The following is a 17,859-nucleotide window of genomic DNA, read 5'->3' on the forward strand; positions in this document are numbered from 1 at the left end:
TTCGTTTACATGCTAAATCTGATGTTCTTTAATTTCAATGTTAGGTTTATTTCTACGCTTTCGCTAGTAAACTGAGATACAGATAAATTAGACGAAAAGAGGGACACCGTGGACTCCATATTTTCTATTGGCATCCAGTCATTATGGGACGAATTGCGCCACATGCCAGTCGGAGGAGTGTGGTGGATTAATACGGATCGCAATGAGGATGCTGTCAGTCTGGTGAATCACACGATTGCCGCGCAAACTAAAGATGCGCGCGTTGCCGTCATCACTATGGGTGAAGAACCGAAGAAAATCATTAGGCTTGAGAATGACCTCGGGCCACAAACGGTAAAATTATTTTCCATGTCAACCGAGGCAGATAGTCTATACTTTTTGCCCCGCGATATTCAGTGCACTATTGATCCCGATCACTATTTAGTGATTCTTAAATGCTCAAACAATGCCCTGCAAAATATACCGACTGAGAAACTTCTTCACTGGCTTGAAAAAATCAATAGATGGGCAAAAAATCAAAACTGCACGCTACTGGTCGTTAACCCAGGCAGTAATAATGACAAGTTGTTCTCGCTTTTAATGGGGGAATATCGTTCTCTTTTCGGTCTTGCAAGTATCCGTGACCAGACCGACAGTTTTCTTTACGATATTGCTTTCTGGTGTAATGAAAAAGGGGTGAGTGCACGACAACAACTTACTCTCAAACTTATCGAAGGCCATTGGCATGTCGCGCAACAAGAAGAAACCGTGGTGCAACCGCGCAGCGATGAAAAACGCATTCTCAGCCAGATTGCGGTATTAGAAGGTGCCCCGGCCCTTTCAGAAAATTGGTCACTGTTTGAAACAAACGAAGCATTATTTAATGAAGCCCGTACGACGCAGGCCGCCACTATTGTTTTTTCGTTGATGCAAAATAACCAAATCGAGACACTGGCGCGACAAATTCACACATTACGCCGTCAGCGCGGTAGCGCGTTAAAAATCGTGGTACGCGAAAATAATACCAGCCTGCGCGCAACGGACGAACGTTTGCTGCTGGGTTGCGGCGCCAACATGGTCGTTCCCTGGAATGCCCCGCTTTCACGCTGCCTGACGCTGATTGAGAGCATTCAGGGCCAGCAGTTTAACCGCCACGTACCGGAAGACATCTCCACGCTGTTGTCCATGACCCAGCCAATGAAACTGCGTGGTTATCAAAAATGGGACACCTTCTGTGATGCCGTTAGCAACATGATGAACAACACGCTGCTGCCGGCAGACGGAAAAGGGGTGATGGTTGCCCTGCGTCCTGTGCCGGGTATCCGCGTTGAGCAGGCACTCACGCTGTGCCGCCCGAACCGTTCCGGGGATATCATGACGATTGGCGACAACCGTCTGGTGCTGTTTTTATCCTTCTGTCGGGTGAACGATCTCGACACCGCCCTGAACCATATTTTCCCGTTACCCACAGGAGATATCTTCTCTAACCGCATGATCTGGTTCGAAGACAGCCTGATCAGCGCCGAGCTGGTGCAAATGCGAACCCTGGCACCTGAGCAGTGGGTAAAACCGTTGCCGATGACTGCCGACACCAACCCCATTCTTAATGCTAAGCATGACGGGCACGTCTGGCGTCGGGTACCTGAACCACTTCGCTTGTTATCCGGGAATGAGGAGAGCGCATCATCATGAATATCAGCGACATTATTCAACTGGTCGTACTCTGTGCGCTCATTTTTTTCCCGCTCGGCTACTATGCACGCCATTCGATGGGTCGTATTCGTAATACCGCCAGGATGCTGTTTGTAAAACCTCGCTACGTTAAACCAGCCGGAACACTGACACGGGCTCCGCACGTCAAGGCAAACCGAAAACATGACTAACTCTACCTATACCCATTCGGCGCCATCGCCGCTCTGGCAATACTGGCGCGGCCTTTCCGGCTGGAACTTCTATTTTCTGGTGAAGTTTGGTCTGTTGTGGGCAGGCTACCTGAATTTCCACCCCCTGCTTAACCTGGTGTTTATGGCCTTCCTGTTGATGCCAATCCCTAACATCAGGTTGCACCGTTTGCGCCACTGGATTGCCATTCCGGTAGGCTTTGCTCTGTTCTGGCATGACACCTGGCTACCCGGCCCAGACAGCATTATGAGCCAGGGTTCGCAAGTAGCGGGCTTTAGCGCGGACTACATTCTCGATCTGACCGAGCGGTTTATTAACTGGCAGATGATTGGGGCAGTCTTTGTGCTGCTGGTTGCCTGGCTGTTCTTGTCTCAGTGGGTGCGCGTAACGGTGTTTGTGGTGGCCATCCTGATATGGCTTAACGTACTGACCCTGGCGGGGCCTGGTTTCTCGTTATGGCCAGCAGGCCAGCCGACCACTACGGTCACCACCACCGGTGGCACCGCCGCCGCAACGGTAGCCACCGCAGGGGATAACCCGGTCGTTGGGGATATTCCAACGCAGACGTCACCACCGACATCCACTAACCTGAATGCCTGGCTTTCAAGCTTCTATACCGCAGAAGACAAGCGTCAGACCAAATTCCCGGATGCATTACCTGCGGACGCTCAGCCATTCGAGCTGCTGGTGATTAACATCTGTTCTCTGTCATGGGCCGATGTGGATGCAGCCGGTTTAAGTTCGCACCCGTTGTGGTCGCACTTCGATATTCAGTTTAAAGATTTCAACTCCGCCACCTCTTACAGCGGCCCGGCGGCGATTCGCCTGCTGCGCGCAAGCTGTGGTCAGCCATCGCATAAAAATCTCTACCAGCCAGCAGGAAACCAATGTTATCTGTTTGATAATCTGGCAAAACTGGGCTTTACGCAGCACCTGATGCTGGGCCATAACGGCCAGTTCGGCAACTTCCTGAAAGAAGTGCGTGAAGAAGGCGGAATGCAAGCGCCGCTGATGGATCAGACCGGGTTGCCGGTATCGCTGCTGGGCTTTGACGGCTCACCGGTTTACGACGATACCGCCGTGCTCCAGCGCTGGCTGCAAACAATTGAGAAAGATGCCAACCCACGCAGTGCCACGTTCTATAACACGCTGCCGCTGCATGACGGTAACCACTTCCCGGGCGTCAGCAAAACGGCCGATTACAAAGTTCGTGCACAGAAGCTGTTTGATGAACTGGATGCATTCTTTACCGAGCTGGAAAAATCAGGTCGCAAGGTGATGGTTGTCGTTGTGCCAGAACACGGCGGCGCGCTGAAGGGGGACAGAATGCAGGTGTCTGGCCTGCGTGATATCCCAAGCCCGTCCATTACCAACGTACCTGCCGGGATTAAATTCTTCGGTATGAAAGCCCCGCATCAGGGTGCGCCAATTGAGATCACTCAGCCAAGCAGCTATCTGGCGATTTCTGAGCTGGTGGCTCGTGCGGTAGACGGTAAGCTGTTTGTGGAAGATAACGTGAACTGGAACCAGCTCACCAGTGGCCTGCCACAGACTGCTGAGGTATCAGAGAACGCCAACGCTGTCGTTATCCAGTACCAGAACAAACCGTATGTTCGTCTGAATGGCGGCGACTGGGTACCGTATCCGCAGTAATCAAGACTCCCTCTGCCCCCTCTCCCTTTGGGAGAGGGTTGGGGTGAGGGGGAACATAAGGCTGTGGTGGTCGTTCCGTTCACCTTATGTTCCCTGCTTCTCTGTCACCACACTACCAGTGAACGTGTCAGGGCGGCTCAGTCGCCACCGCCCTGACCACCCGGGCTCCCGGCAAGAAAATCGTCGCTTCGCGATACCCTCAGCGTTTGCTCCAGGCTAATCGGGGACGGGCGGATGAAACGTCCTTGTAAAGCCGCCCTCGCCGCGCATCCATGCGCGTCGCCCCGGCCTTCCGTAAACGCTTCGGCGATTTTCAGCCGGACCAGGGAGTCGCTGTAAGCCTTTCATTTTAATAATATTACGTCATCACTGAGTTAAGACAAAAATGACTGGGGCTCGTATATTACTACTCTGCGAGCCACACCAGCATTTTCAGGCTCGCGGAGTAATAATCATCTTTTGTCGTGATTTCCGGTTCGCCAGACGCCTGCCCCATCGTTAAATCACGAACGGCCAGCAGCCCTCCTTCCATCATATACGGCGCGTACTCGTTGGTTGTGACATTCACCCACGCCGGGGTTTGCTCGCGACTGAATTGCCCAAACCAGCTACGCCACGGCGTCAGCAACGAGCTTTGTTTATCAAACCAGGCGATATAAAGCGGAATACGAATAGCGTCATAGCTCATCCGCGGAGCCCAGGCTTTGGCCGGAACCAGCTTGCCACCGGCTTCCAGAGATACCCAGTCTGTGGGCAAATTCGCTTTACCCGACCCCATTTTCCCAAGCAGTCGCTGTCCGTCCTGAATCAGCTCGCGCCAGACCTGTAAATGGCTGCGATCGGCAAACGCCTGCCAGGCCGGGAACACGAAGTAAGAAGGATTCAGCACCACTTCACTATTCAGGTTAAACCCCTGGACGCCAGGCAGCATTACCCGGTATCCCGCATAGCGGATCACGTTGTGCGCAATCAGCGCTTTGGTGATGCTATCCGAGGCTGTGCTGTAGCGCTTGTCATGCCAGCGTGCATCAGCTTTTAACAGCGCCCATGCAATCAGGACATCGCCGTCAGATGCGTTGTTTTTATCGGCAACCGGGTTGGCTTCCACCGGGTTATACCGCCAGTAAAACAGCCCATTGTCTTTGTTTTTCAGCGTGCTGTCTGTCCACTGCCAGAGCTTATCGAAGGTGGCTTTATCATCGCTCGCCACGGCCATCAGCATGGCAAAACCTTGCCCTTCCGTATGGGAAACATTGCCATTGCCGGTATCAACTATCCGGCCATCCGGCATAAAGAAACGCGCCTTATATTGCACCCAGGCCTGGCCTGCATGGGAGAAAGGCGAAACCAACACACTCATCATGACCAACAGTGCGGCACATGCGGGCTTTCGCATAATTAACTCATTGTGGATTGTAATAGCGGAACTGAACGTCCGAAATGGAAAAGAGACGATCGCGACTCACTGTCACGTGCGCTTTTCCGCCCTGCCCCTGCATCCAGTGGGCATATAATCCCTCCAGTATTGCACAGAAGGCATGACACCAGCGGTTTTGCTGTTCCGCTATGCGACTGACCGGCAGCCCCTGATGGCGAAGCGTCAGATCGGTGTCGCGGGTGGCGATATCCACACAGCCCCAGCCAAAACGGGCCAGTTGCCCGTTGATATTCGCCTCCAGCTCGCCCACGGTTTCCGAGGGCTGAAGCGGGAATTGCTCCGCCAGCGCGTGCCCCATCTGGCGCAAGAACGGCTGGCTCTCATGTTCGCCTACATTGCTCACCATTCCTTCGACCATCAAGGCCAGCAAATCAAACCAGCCTTCTGGCGTTTGCTGGCCGCGAAACCAGCTCATCAGCGCAGGATTGTCCATATTCTGTGTCATCACTTATCTCCCAGCATGTAGCGGAAATAGAGCCCCGCCGTACTTTCGTTATAGCTGCCAAAGGTGTCATAACCGACGTTGCCGCCAATGGTCATATCTTTGTTGACGTTGTAATCCACCCCAGCGCGAACCGTGTAGCCAATACCGTTTTCCGAGCTGCTCTTATAGCGGGCCTCTTTGGCGAAACCACTGGCAACCGCCCCTTCAAGCAGCTCCTGCCAGGCGTCTTTCGTCGGGAAGTAGTCACTGCTGTCCTGGCTATACGATTGATACCCCACGGAGCCACCCAGCTTCAGCTTCCAGTTATCAATTTTCTGGGTGTAATCCACCGGCAACGCGACGCTGACGTAGTTTTGCGGGCTGAAGTAACCGCCCTGGCCGAAGGTGAACTGGCTCAGGTTTTTCGAGAAGTCCATCCAGCTCATGCTCAGCCCGGCCTGCACCTGACGGAGATCGTCATGATAAGGCCGTAAATAGACCCCGGCGCCGGCGTTCACGCTGGTGTTACTCGCCACATTCTCGCCAAGATAGCTGTAACCGCCACCACCAACGTAGAACCCGGCATCGCCATCGTCATAGCTGAGTTGCAGGTTGCCGCCGTTTTTAGTGACGCGCCCCCAGGTCTTGCCAGAGTACTTGTCTTCCAGACCAACATAAGAGAGCAGACTGTCGGTCACGGCGCGACGTTCGCCGGTCAGGATAAGCGAGAGGTAATTGGTGAGCTTCGGCGACCATTTAACCCCGCCGACCAGCGTACTCAGGTCCTGCCCAAGCGGCGTGCTGCCGATGTCCATACGGTAATCTTTACCGCTCAGCGCCATACTCAGCTCGACGCCGTTCGCTTTTTGCGAATCGGTTGACACATCGCCTGGCTGGCTCACGTTTGGCTTCAGGCTGGAGGCTTCAAGGTACTCACCCACCGCTCCGCCATCGTAAGCGCCAAGCTTCGCCAGATTGAGCTGCCCGTCGGTGCTGGTCAGGTTAAAGTCGCTCGCATTAAGCGTGCCGAGAGAATCAATCGTCGCCATTTCAGGATGGCTGGCGAGATACGTTGCCCTCTCGGTAGCACTCATCGCCGCCAGGGATTTTTGCTCGTTGGTGACGGTAGAAATCACGTTCGATGCTGCATTAGCCAACGGGTTTGAACCAAAGCGACGCCACGCATCGCCGCTGGCGCTGCCAGCGCTGAGCGTGACCGGGGTTGCGGTAAATTCAAAGCGCGACTCGCCAAACGGCGAGCTGGACCAGGTAAGCGGCGCTTTCGCTTCCGTGAGCTTGCTGGTTCCCGATTCACCGTCGCGGCCACGAATTTGTACGCCGCCCTGCAACCAGGTGCCGGTTTGATCCTGCATCTGCAGCATCATGTCATCCACCTGACGCAAGGTGCGGCTCTGGACGGTTTCTTGCGGCAGATCGGTCCGGGTGGTGCCTGGCAGCGTAGACCCCGGCTCGCGTGCGGTTTGCGCCAGTTGCCACGGCAGCGCGCTTTCGCTGGACACCGTGGCCCCCGCCGCCTGAGTGGTACGGCTGGTGCTGACAAACGGGTTGTCTGCCAGCAGCAGGCCGCCCATCGTCGGCGTGGCAGCGCTGTTGGTGGACTCCAGCCCCACCAGCTTACCGCGTGCGCTACGCAGATAGGTCATCGCCTGCTGGTGATTACCCTGCGCCTCTTCCAGACGCGCCAGCAACAGCAAACGCTGCGGCGAGTTGTTGGTTTGCAGTCCATTCGCCAGTTGCTTCGCCTTCACGACATTGTCTTGTGCCAGCGCAACATCGATTGCACCCACGCGCGCATCCTGATCCGGCGTATCGCGCGTCATCAGGTAGTCATAAACCACGCCCGCTTCTTTGTTCATCTTGCCGGTCTGGTAAAGACGCGCCATCGCAAACATCAGATCGGTATTTTGCGGATCGCTTTGCAGCGCGCGGATCAGTTTGTCGTAGGCTGCCGCGTAGTTACCCTGCTCGCGAAGTTGATCCGCTTCGTTGATTACATAGCCATTACGCACGCCCGCCAGCTGTGTTGGCGTACTGCGCGAGAGCAGCTCCGGGTTTGCCAGGAAACGCTGTGCTTCGCCGTTCAGCCCGGCCTGGTTCAGTACAGCAACCTGATCGGCATAGTCGCCCGCATTCCCTTTCACCCCGTCGTTCATATTGTTGCGCACTACCGCTACCGCACCCGTGAGGTCGCCGCTTTGCGCCAACATTCTGGCCAGCTTGCCTGCATCTGCCGGGCTTTCCGGTGGACGCGATGACAACGTTTTCAGCGTGTTAGCCGCCGCAACCCCATTGCCCTGCGCCAGATAGCGCTCAGCGGTAGCCATTTGCAGGTTGTAATTCACCCGCTGCGATAGCTCACGCATTTGCGGTGTCTGGCTGGCGGGAGAAACCCGCGACAACAAGGTTTGTGCCTGTTGCCAGGCATCGTTTTCGCTGGCAAACAGAGCGGATGCATACAGTGCGCTGGCTCCGGCGCCCGGACGCGACGCAGGTTGCATCACCGACGCCGCTTCACCATCCGCACCCGATTTTTGCAGCAGACGCGCCAGATCAAGACGCAGCCACGGATCGTCCGGCAAACGGGCAACGCCCTGACGCAGGATCGCGATCGCCTGTTGCGTATTCCCGCTATCGACAGCCTGTTGTGCCTGACGACGTACAGGATCCCCCGGCAAACCGGTCACCACGCGCGGCTGAAGTTTCGCCTGAAGCGAGGCCGGTAAGGTGCGTAATATGGCCTGCGCGTCATCCGTTTTGTTTTGCTCTTTCAGGACGTAATAGAGGTTTTCGCGCGCCGCGCCGTTTTGCGGCTGGTTGTTCACCATTTCACGCAGGATCTGTTCCGCCTGCGGGTAGTCTTTGTTATGCCGCAGCACATCGGCACGGAACAGTTTGGCAGCCGTCCCCCGCTCGCCTGTTTGCTGGGCAAGAGGTGCCGAGAGCGCAAGCGCCTGGCTAATATTGCCCTCTTTCAGCGCCTGCTGAGCCTGGGCAAGCTGGCCGTAAAATGCCGCGTCATCCGCCTGAGCCTGACGCTGTGCAGAGGCGTCACCGCCCTGACTTGCCGCACGCCCAAGATACTGTGCCGCTGCCTGATAATCCCCTTTACGCTGTGCGATATACCCCATCCCGGCCAGGGCATCGGCATCCTGCGGGTTGGTTTGCAGCACCTGCTCAAACTGGCGCTTTGCCGCATCGGTATTGCCGCTGTTCAGGGCGGTAAACCCTTCGCCTTTTGCCGCGCCGCCCACGTTTTTACGGTAGTACGCTTGCACTTCGCTATCCTGCGGATGGCGTTGCAACCAGGTATCATAGAACTGCTCGTCACCCGGTTTTGGCCCCAGCCATAACAACGCCTGACGCAGCCCGGCATCGGCATCTTTACTGCCGCTGGCCATCTCCTGTAACTGCATCATCCCGTCACGCCGAGTCTCTTCCCGCCAGGTGAGCATTTTCCCCAGCGCCACGCGCGCCGCGTTATCCTGCGGGTTCTGTGCCGAGAAGCGCTGTAGTTCTGCCAGCGCCTGAGGATAGAGCGCCTTGTCGCTGCCCATCGTCTGATAATATTCCGGCGCAAGGCTTGCCGGTGGGGTATCACCATTAAACAGCGTTTTCCAGGTATCGAGCGCCGCAGGAATATTGCCGCTACGCGCCTGCTGACGCGCCAGAGTTAACGTCCCCTGCGGCACCTGGGTCATCTGCCTGGCGTTATCCAGCGCCTGTAATCCGGCATCGCCTGGCGAGACTTTTGCCAGCCGTGCGCGCCACTGGGCCGCGGTTTGTAAATCGCCATTTTGCTGCGCCCACAATGCCATCAGATAGAGGGCCTGAGTGTTGTTGGCATCCACCATCAACACTTTTTTCAGCGACTCGCTGGCCAGATCGTCATGGGATTTTTCATGCCAGTAATTTGCCTGGTCGAACAGCGCTTTCAACGCTGCATCGTTCTGCGCCGCAAATGCCGTGCTACCAAACGTCAGCACACCGGAAAGGCAGATAGCCGATTTAATTGTTATTTTTTTCACTTTCCTGTCTCCGGGTTCAGGCGCTTATGCGCACGCTTTTTCAGGAAGGCATAAAGCGCCAGCCCGGTCAGCGAACTGATAATCAGCCCAAGAATGGCCAGCAGCGCCGAATGCTGGTTGGCATACCAGACAATCATCATTTGCATCGGCATTTGCCCGCTCGGGAACTGCGACCCAACGCGGAAACTGCGCACGCCGTTTTCGTTGGTGATAATCGCCGCATCGCCACGAATACCGGCGTTGATACGTGCTGAGGTTAAATCCTCATGCAGGCGTGAAAGCTGATCGTCATTACTGCCCAGCGCCATCACCACCAGCCGGTCGCTGTTCCACGGCGAGCGGAAGCTCACAAACCCGCGCCAGGCTTCGTTGGAAGAGAAGTAGCGGTCAGCGTCTACACCATCAGAGGTCCAGTCTCCGGCGAGCCAGCGTTGCAGCTTCTGCCAGGTTGTCGGCTCACGCACGCCCAGGGTGTTGTCGTGTGAAGTAAACGGCGAACTGCTGAGCAGCGCCTGGTTGAAGTCATGCTGAGCCATCCCGCTAACGGCAAGCACATCGCGGGTACGCAGCAGCTCCAGGTTGCCGCCTGCCGTGGGCACACCCATCACAACGCGGTTGTTGTACAGCGCAGCACCGGTGGCGTTCCCTGAGCGTGCCGCCATGTCCAGCAGCGTTGCGACCTGGGTTTCCGTCGGGTGTTCCGGCAACAGCAATACCGTTTCCGAGTAATCCGCCATACGGGTGAACGGGAACGACGCACCGACAAAGTAAGAGAGGTTTGGCATCAACGCGAAGTGACGCGTATGACTCAGATCGATCCACGAATCCTCGTCAATACGGCTCTTGATGTTGTTGTTCAGCAGTACGCTGCACGGCGCGTTCTCTTTTGCCGTAATGTTGAAATAGAGCGAAAGCTGGTTGTCGCCGTAAATCATGTACGGCTCCAGCGGCATATCGAATTTCTCCTGCCGCGCATCGCCGCCCACCTTGTGCCAGAGGGTTTCCAGCGCACCTTGCTTGTTCACCGGCAGGTTATGCAGGAAGGTGTCGTTGAGCGTCATGCTGAGCCAGGACTTGTTTTCGTCAATCCAGTTTTCGGTGGGGAAACGATAACCAATGTGCAGCGGAATGGTTTCGCCATCCCACAGGAACAGATCCGGTGCTGCGCGGAAAGCCACGCGCAGCGGTGGATGCCAGATCCCGGTGACGGTCAGGCTTTGATCTTTACGGATCAGCTCTGACAGCTTCACCGGACGATCCGTTGGGATCCAGCGCGGGGCATCATAAGGTTTGCTTACCGGGATCTTCTGCACCGGCAGCGAGAGGCTGGCAGTTTGCAGCGCAAAGTTACCACGCGTCAGCCGCCATGCCGCGGTACGCAGCGCCGCTTCATCCTTACCCACAACCAGCAGCAGCTTATAAACCGGGTTTGCAGGGTTATCGACAATTTGCAGCATCGGCTGAGTGGTTTGCGGCAAGGTCATGCCGCCAATCTTCTCGCCAGGATGGCCAATCAGAATGCCGTTTTTCTCTGGTAGCGTGTCATTCAGCGCGGCAAAGGAGACACCGCGATAATCTGCCTGAATCCCCAGCCAGGAAGAGATCAGTGCCGCCGCGCTGAGCGTATCGCTGCTAAGACCTGCCCCGAACGCAAAGGCAATAGTGGCTGGCGTCATCTGCATACTGTCAAAGAACGGACGCGGGAAGTGGCTTAAATCAGCGCCAATATCCAGCTGCTGCCCTTCCAGTTCAAAACGGGAATCAGGCAGAACCGTCACGCGATATTTATCCGTCAGGTCACGCTGGCACTGCATCGCATCGCCATCGTTAATCTTAAAGCTCAGGCTGTTGCTGGAGACCAGCAGCGCAGAGGGGATATCCAGCTGGAATCGTGAAACATCGCTCTCTTCCGCGCCGAGCGGCACCGTGCCAAGCGGCTGCCCGTTAAGCATCAGCTGCATAGTGGCATTGCGCGTGGCCATCGCCGGAGAAACTTTAAGATTCAGTAAAAGCTGCGCGTTAGTGACCACCTGATCGACCGGCAGGGTAAAGCGCGTACCGCCCTGCAACTGGCCGCCGCTCAGCACAATCCCCTGCGGTTGCCCCATTTGCGCCACGCTGATGGTATTCACCGAGGTGGGGGCAAAGGATGCAGCAGGCGCGGCGGGTGCGGGCATTTCAACCGGCAATAACGACGCTACTGTGGTTTCCTCACTGTGCAGTGGCAGCGCAAACAACGACGCCGCCAGCAGGGTGAGTGTTGTCAGACGTTTCATGCGTTGCCGTCCTCCTGAACCTGCACTTTTGCCTGCGTGCGGCGATTAGCACGGCGGGTTTTCCAGGTCATCCAGAACAGATCGAACACACAGCGGACAATGGTCGCCAGCGAGCGGAATGGATTGTCCTGCGGTTTTGGCGGCTGGATCCATGCATCGGCGCGCGCCAGTACCACACGCACCAGTTCGCGGCGTCGTGACAGCGGGATATCGTCGAACATCAGGCGGATATAGCGTTCATCCGTCGTGACCACTTTCACCGGGATGCTGATCGCCCCTGATTGCAGCAGCAGCTCAATTTCTTCAATCTCATCGGTCAGATGACGATCGTCTGGCAGCTCAATACGGCAGCCGCCCATTGACAGATCGGCCGTCTGGCTACGGGAAGAGATGCCGCTGGCGTAGTGGATAAGCACCGGAATGGTGACATCAATACGAATCGTCTTGCGCGTCTGCCGCGTTTCACGCGCCACCGCAATGGCCGCCAGCAGGAAGATCAGGCTGTAGAGTCCCCAGCCCACGTTAAGTGCAATAACGCGTGGGTCAACGCCGTAGTAGTCATGCGCGAAGGCGCGGACAATCCCTGCAATCACGCCGATACCCAACAGAATGGCAATCACCAGATGCGGGCGAACAACCCTGAAATCAAAGTAGCCGACGTCCAGCAGAGCGCCCTTGTCGGTCACGTTAAACTTGCCGCGTTTCGGGAAGAACATGGTGACAACCGTTGGCAGCACCAGATGGAACGCCAGCACCAGATCGTAGATTTCACCCCAGAAGCTGTAACGGTAGCGCCCGTTCATGCGCGAGTTGATGTATATCGCCAGGAACAGATGCGGCAATGCGTAGGCAAAGACCAGGCTCGCCGACGAGTGAATGATATTGAGGTTGAACAGCAGATACGCCAGCGGCGCGGTCAAAAACGCGATACGCGGTAAGGCAAACTGGTAATAGAGCATCGCGCTCAGGTAACACAGACGCTGCTGAATAGTCAGACCCCGGCCAAACAACGGGTTATCCAGACGGAAAATCTGCGTCATCCCGCGTGCCCAGCGGGTACGTTGAATCACATGCAATACCAGACGCTCGGTGGCAAGACCGGCAGCCAGCGGAATATCCAGGAACGCCGACTTCCAGCCCAGACGTTGCATCTTCAGCGCAGTGTGGGCATCTTCGGTGACGGTTTCCACAGCAAAACCGCCGATCTCTTCCAGTGCACTACGACGAATGACCGCACAAGAGCCGCAGAAGAAGGTCGCGTTCCAGTTATCGTTACCCTGCTGGATAGGGCCATAGAACAGCGTGCCTTCGTTCGGGATATTACGCCCGACAGAGAGGTTACGTTCAAACGGGTCTGGGGAGTAGAAGTAATGAGGCGTTTGGACCAGCGCCAGTTTTGGATCTTTAAGGAATCCACCGACCGTGGCTTGCAGGAAGATGCGCGTGGCGACGTGGTCGCAGTCGAATACGGTGATCAGCTCACCTTGAGTCAGCTTCATCGCATGGTTGAGGTTGCCCGCCTTGGCATGGGAGTTATCGTTACGCGTGATGTAACCCACGCCGACATCCGCCGCAAACACCGCAAACTCCCGGCGTTTCCCGTCATCAAGCAGATAGATCTTCATTTTGTCGCGCGGATAATCGATACACTGCGCAGCCAGCACGGTGTCGCGCACCACATCCAGCGACTCATTGTACGTAGGAATATAGACATCAACCGTTGGCCACAACGACATGTCATCCGGCAAAGGCACAATTTCGCGTTTCAGCGGCCAGATAGTCTGCAAATAATTCAGCAGTAATAGCACCCAGACGTAGACCTCTGCCAGAAATAACCCCATGCCAAGGATGGTTTCAATCTCTGAATTAAAATGCAGGGTTTGCGTCAGGCGAAAATACATATAGCGGGTGGACATCAATAATGACATCACCACCATAATCACTGAAATGCTTCGCTTTTTACTGAATCCCATTAAAAACAGCAGGCCGATGCTAATCAGGCCAAATATATACTGCTTTTGGCTATCCATCGGGGTAATGACAACCAGCAAGGCGACAGGAACCATTGCCAGTACCAGCAAAATAATGAGTAACTTTTTCATAGGAAACCCTGCGTGGAATTAGAACCCCGACATACGCGGAAGGGTATGTACCGTACCGTCGCCCACTTTCACCCCGAGGATGCCTGCGACTTTTTTGGCAATAAGCTCAATATCGAAAGCCGCTGCGGATGCCGGGCTAAAATCGAAAACGGATTGCTGGGAGGCGTTAGCCTCACCCACGCTTTCATCCCGGTGAACGACGCCAAGCAGCTTTTCGCCTAGCTTGTTCTCGACAAAGGCCGTCACATCGCGGCTGATTTGGCGGCGGTTATCGCTCTGGTTAAGCACGAAGTAATGACCGGCTTTCTGATTGAGCACCCCGCCGGTCAGGCGTTGGTTTTCAATCTGCGGCAGCAACGATAACGACGCCGTATCGGCCAGTAACGTCACCAGATGGAGATCGGCCAGGCGGGACATCGCTTTCAGCGCAGGCGTTGGGCCAGGAGGAAAATCTGCAATGATAATCAGCCCCGGATAGTTCAACAGCGTGCTCAGCCCACGGGTCAGGAAGTGCTCGTCATGCGTAAGACGCTCTTCAAATGCCAGACGCTGCGGCTCGGTCGCATCGCCATAAGGCAGGACAAAGATGTTACCCCCAGCGGTCAGCACAAACTGGCTCCAGTCCGAAGACTCAGCCGCCCTGGCAACGTAGCCACGGCTATCGGAAAGGGGAACCCCAAAGTGCAGGCGCAGCGCGTTTTGCACATCAAAATCCAGAGCCAGAACTTTGCTCCCCGCGCGCGCAAGTGCATACGCCAGATTGGCGGTCATGGTGGTTTTACCCACACCACCTTTCGGTGAACAAACGCAAACTAACGGCATGTGGCAATCCTTTCCAGCAGTGAATTTAGTGGCTGGTTTTTCTCAGCCGCAGGGGCAGGTTTTGTGGTCGCAGGGGCAAACAGACGAGTAAAGTCGACAGCCCCTTGTTCTGGTTCCGTGACGGGATGTGATACCTGAACCCGGGCAGGTGTAGGTGTCGGTATGGCAGGTGCCTGCCGGGGCGTTGACGCCAGTTGCTCATCCACCCCTTGCAGGATCGAGGACACCGGCGCGGGTGCAAGCTCGACGACCTGAGCCTGTGGCACTGGAGTGAGTTCGCTCACCGCAAATGTCTCTTCCGTGACCGGCTGAGGAGCTGACAGTGAAACATGTCCGCCAGCAGCAAGTGAATTAACTTCAGTGGCAGGAAGAAGCTGGTTGATAATCGCCCAGTTTCCCTGTTCCTGCGCATGGCTCTGAGCTGAGAAATCCTTAAAATCGAGCGCCTGGCTACGCGTTTTATCCTTAAATCGCTGCAAATCATCATAATGATTCATAGTTATACTCATGATTTACAAAACAATAATGCACCTGCCACGGTTTGACTTCAGTGGTCATGTACGATCAATGGATGTATTTATTCAGGTGTAGGTGCACAGTAACGTTACGGTTATACCGTACGCATATTATTGGCGTGTATAAATTACGGCTTTGCTTCCACGCGGCTTATTATCGGCAATAGCATTAACATCAACAGTGCACATGCTATCTGTTTTTTAAGGTAAAAAATATGGAGGGGTTTTGACTTCATATTGCCGTCAGAATGGAGCTTATAATCAAAGAGATATCACCAGGCAGCGTATTGAATCAATAAAAACAGATATAACGGTATTAAAATCCAATTAAGATGATTCTTGTTTTAATAAAATGTTACCCAGAGAAATATTTAGAAATACTTTTTCAGCGTTAGTTTTTAATAATTTAGCTTAACTCTTTCTTCTGACTGAAATTATCTCCTGCCTACTATTTTCTGGAGGGGGAGAGGCGAAAAAAAAGGGAGCCAGTGGCTCCCGGATTTTATTCAGCGCTGCGTAGCGAGATTTCCCCACCAACCCAGGGCTTAATCATGCCATCCTGCTCAAGAAGCAATGCGCCCTGCGCATCAATTCCGCGAGAGATACCGTAAATCTCCTTCTCGCCAATCAGCAGTTTTACCGGTCGGTTGATAAAGTTATCCAGCCTTTCCCAACGAGAGAGGAACGGTGCCAGCCCTTCCTGTTCAAACAGCGATAACGAATCGCGAAGCTCTTTAATCAGCCGTACCGCAAGCGTGTTGCGATCGATGGTGATCCCCGCTTCCTGTAGGTTAGTCCAGGCCTGATTTACCACATCGGCCTGCACATTACGCATCACCAGGTTTACGCCTGCACCAATCACGATCTGTGCAGCATCCCCGGTTTTACCTGTTAATTCGACCAAAATTCCGGCGAGTTTACGATCTTCAAGATAGAGATCGTTTGGCCATTTAACCCGGACTTTATCCGCACCCAGATCATGCAGAACTTCAGCCATCACGATCCCAATGACCAGACTCAGGCCAATCGCAGCGGCGGGCCCCTGCTCAAGACGCCAGTACATAGAGAGATACAGGTTGGCCCCAAAAGGTGAGAACCACTTACGGCCACGACGCCCACGGCCAGCCTGCTGATATTCCGCTACGCAGGCATCACCCGACTGTAGCTCACTCAGGCGATCCAGAAGATACTGGTTGGTAGAGTCGATGACGGGCAGGACGGCAACCTTACCATGCTCAATCTGACTGCCGATCAGCTCTTCATTCAGGAGTTGAATCGGCTCCGGCAGGCTGTAGCCTTTTCCCGGTACCGTAAAGACATCAACACCCCAGTCGCGGAGAGTCTGAATGTGCTTGTTAATAGCGGCACGACTCATCCCCAGGCGCTCACCCAGCTGCTCGCCAGAGTGAAATTCACCATCAGCAAGGATACTGATCAGGGTTAATGGAATGGTATTGTCCTTCACGCAATGGCCTCCACGGCATTCACTTCACCAGAACGACCAATGAAGCGGACTTCTGGTTCGAGCCAGACGTTGAATTTTTCGCCCACACACTGACGTACATGGTGTGCCAGCTGCACAACATCGCTGCCGGTCGCATTATCCTGGTTAATCAGAACCAGGGCCTGCTGGCGATGCACTGCGGCGCCGCCCATCGTGGCACCTTTTAACTGGCACTGATCGATGAGCCAGCCCGCAGCCAGCTTAACGCTGCCATCGGCCTGCGGATAATGTGGCGCCGTTGGCCAGCCCGCAAGAAACGCTTTTGCATTTTCGCCGCTAATTACCGGGTTTTTGAAGAAACTACCTGCATTTCCGTTCACTTTCGGATCGGGGAGTTTGGTCATTCGCATGTGGCAAACAGACTCAAACACTTCACGTGCGGTGACAGTGGCCGGGTCAAGACGCGTTAAATCGCCATAGGTCAGAATCGGGTTCCAGCTTTTCGCCAGGCGCAGGCCAACGGCCACAATCACGTAGCGATCCTGGTATTCATGCTTGAAAATGCTGTCACGATAACCAAAACGACACTGTTCAGCAGTCAAACGCAGAGCGTTACCGGTTGCCAGCTCGATGCAGTCGACATATTCACAAACATGTTTAAGTTCAATGCCATAGGCACCGATGTTTTGAATGGGTGAGGATCCGGCGCACCCCGGTATCAACGCAAGGTTTTCCAGGCCTGGCATCCCTTTTTCCAGGGTGTATTGCACCAGATGATGCCAGTTTTCCCCGGCACCCACATGCAGATGCCAGCTATCGGCGCTTTCTTCGACATCAATACCCATGATGCGGTTGACGATCACGGTGCCCGCAAAGTCGTCGAGAAACAGGACATTACTTCCTTCGCCCAGAATCAGTACAGGTTCACTGTTTTCAGTTGCGTTTTGCCATGCAGTCAGCAGTTGCTGGGCATTTTCGGCACGTACAATTTCGTTAGCATTCCGCTGAATACCAAAGGTATTCCAGGGCTTAAGGGAGTGATTCATAGACGCTATCCTGATGCAAAAACCGGGATAGTTTACCGTATATAGGGAAAGATGGGTGATTAGTTTATGGATACCAGGAGAGGATAAAAACGCAAAAAGGCCATCCTTGCGGATGGCCTCTTCACTGATTTGATGCCTGGCAGTTCCCTACTCTCACATGGGGAGACCCCACACTACCATCGGCGCTACGGCGTTTCACTTCTGAGTTCGGC

12 protein-coding genes are annotated in these 17,859 nt (G+C 54.9%); 3 read left to right on the forward strand and 9 right to left on the reverse strand.

The window, feature by feature from the left end; genetic code table 11:
• Nucleotides 1-108: 108 nt before the first annotated feature.
• Genes bcsE through bcsG form a run of 3 tightly spaced genes read left to right on the forward strand, consistent with a single transcriptional unit; the run spans nucleotide 109 to nucleotide 3,534 of the window.
• The gene (gene bcsE, locus F3J30_RS21095) at nucleotides 109-1,671 is read left to right on the forward strand and encodes a cellulose biosynthesis c-di-GMP-binding protein BcsE (RefSeq protein ID WP_166718471.1); all 1,563 of its coding nucleotides are present in this window, start codon (nucleotides 109-111) and stop codon (nucleotides 1,669-1,671) included.
• Nucleotides 1,668-1,862, forward strand: a complete 195-nt coding sequence (gene bcsF, locus F3J30_RS21100; protein WP_014072227.1) for a cellulose biosynthesis protein BcsF — start codon at nucleotides 1,668-1,670, stop codon at nucleotides 1,860-1,862. The genes bcsE and bcsF overlap by 4 nt, the downstream gene beginning before the upstream one ends.
• Nucleotides 1,855-3,534, forward strand: coding sequence for a cellulose biosynthesis protein BcsG (gene bcsG, locus F3J30_RS21105; RefSeq protein WP_166718472.1), 1,680 nt, complete (start codon nucleotides 1,855-1,857; stop codon nucleotides 3,532-3,534). The genes bcsF and bcsG overlap by 8 nt, the downstream gene beginning before the upstream one ends.
• A 406-nt stretch (nucleotides 3,535-3,940) precedes the next feature.
• On the opposite strand, the gene F3J30_RS21110 is transcribed toward bcsG, so the two are convergent.
• The 9 genes from F3J30_RS21110 to murB form a co-directional block, all read right to left on the reverse strand.
• Complete coding sequence (locus F3J30_RS21110; protein ID WP_166718473.1) at nucleotides 3,941-4,930, reverse strand: glycosyl hydrolase family 8; 990 nt, start codon at nucleotides 4,928-4,930, stop codon at nucleotides 3,941-3,943.
• Nucleotides 4,931-4,937: 7 nt separating this feature from the next.
• The gene (gene bcsD, locus F3J30_RS21115) at nucleotides 4,938-5,420 is read right to left on the reverse strand and encodes a cellulose biosynthesis protein BcsD (protein ID WP_348771123.1); all 483 of its coding nucleotides are present in this window, start codon (nucleotides 5,418-5,420) and stop codon (nucleotides 4,938-4,940) included.
• Nucleotides 5,417-9,442 (reverse strand): cellulose biosynthesis protein BcsC, encoded by a 4,026-nt coding sequence (locus F3J30_RS21120; RefSeq protein WP_166718474.1) that lies wholly within the window; start codon nucleotides 9,440-9,442, stop codon nucleotides 5,417-5,419. Before F3J30_RS21120 ends, bcsD begins: the two co-directional genes overlap by 4 nt.
• Nucleotides 9,439-11,718 (reverse strand): cellulose biosynthesis cyclic di-GMP-binding regulatory protein BcsB, encoded by a 2,280-nt coding sequence (gene bcsB, locus F3J30_RS21125; RefSeq protein WP_166718475.1) that lies wholly within the window; start codon nucleotides 11,716-11,718, stop codon nucleotides 9,439-9,441. Before bcsB ends, F3J30_RS21120 begins: the two co-directional genes overlap by 4 nt.
• Entirely contained in the window at nucleotides 11,715-13,820 is a 2,106-nt protein-coding gene (bcsA, locus tag F3J30_RS21130) for a UDP-forming cellulose synthase catalytic subunit (protein WP_166718476.1), read from the reverse strand. The genes bcsB and bcsA overlap by 4 nt, the downstream gene beginning before the upstream one ends.
• A gap of 18 nt (nucleotides 13,821-13,838) precedes the next feature.
• Nucleotides 13,839-14,642 (reverse strand): cellulose biosynthesis protein BcsQ, encoded by an 804-nt coding sequence (bcsQ, locus tag F3J30_RS21135; RefSeq protein ID WP_014072234.1) that lies wholly within the window; start codon nucleotides 14,640-14,642, stop codon nucleotides 13,839-13,841.
• Nucleotides 14,633-15,139: a cellulose biosynthesis protein BcsO gene (bcsO, locus tag F3J30_RS21140; RefSeq protein ID WP_166718477.1), complete on the reverse strand. Its 507-nt coding sequence runs from the start codon at nucleotides 15,137-15,139 to the stop codon at nucleotides 14,633-14,635. Before bcsO ends, bcsQ begins: the two co-directional genes overlap by 10 nt.
• 520 nt (nucleotides 15,140-15,659) lie before the next feature.
• Nucleotides 15,660-16,622, reverse strand: coding sequence for a bifunctional biotin--[acetyl-CoA-carboxylase] ligase/biotin operon repressor BirA (gene birA / locus F3J30_RS21145; RefSeq protein WP_166718478.1), 963 nt, complete (start codon nucleotides 16,620-16,622; stop codon nucleotides 15,660-15,662).
• The gene (gene murB / locus F3J30_RS21150) at nucleotides 16,619-17,647 is read right to left on the reverse strand and encodes a UDP-N-acetylmuramate dehydrogenase (RefSeq protein WP_166718479.1); all 1,029 of its coding nucleotides are present in this window, start codon (nucleotides 17,645-17,647) and stop codon (nucleotides 16,619-16,621) included. Before murB ends, birA begins: the two co-directional genes overlap by 4 nt.
• Nucleotides 17,648-17,859: the final 212 nt, after the last annotated feature.

The organism is Enterobacter sp. Tr-810 (assembly GCF_011752765.1).
GTDB lineage: Bacteria > Pseudomonadota > Gammaproteobacteria > Enterobacterales > Enterobacteriaceae > Enterobacter > Enterobacter soli.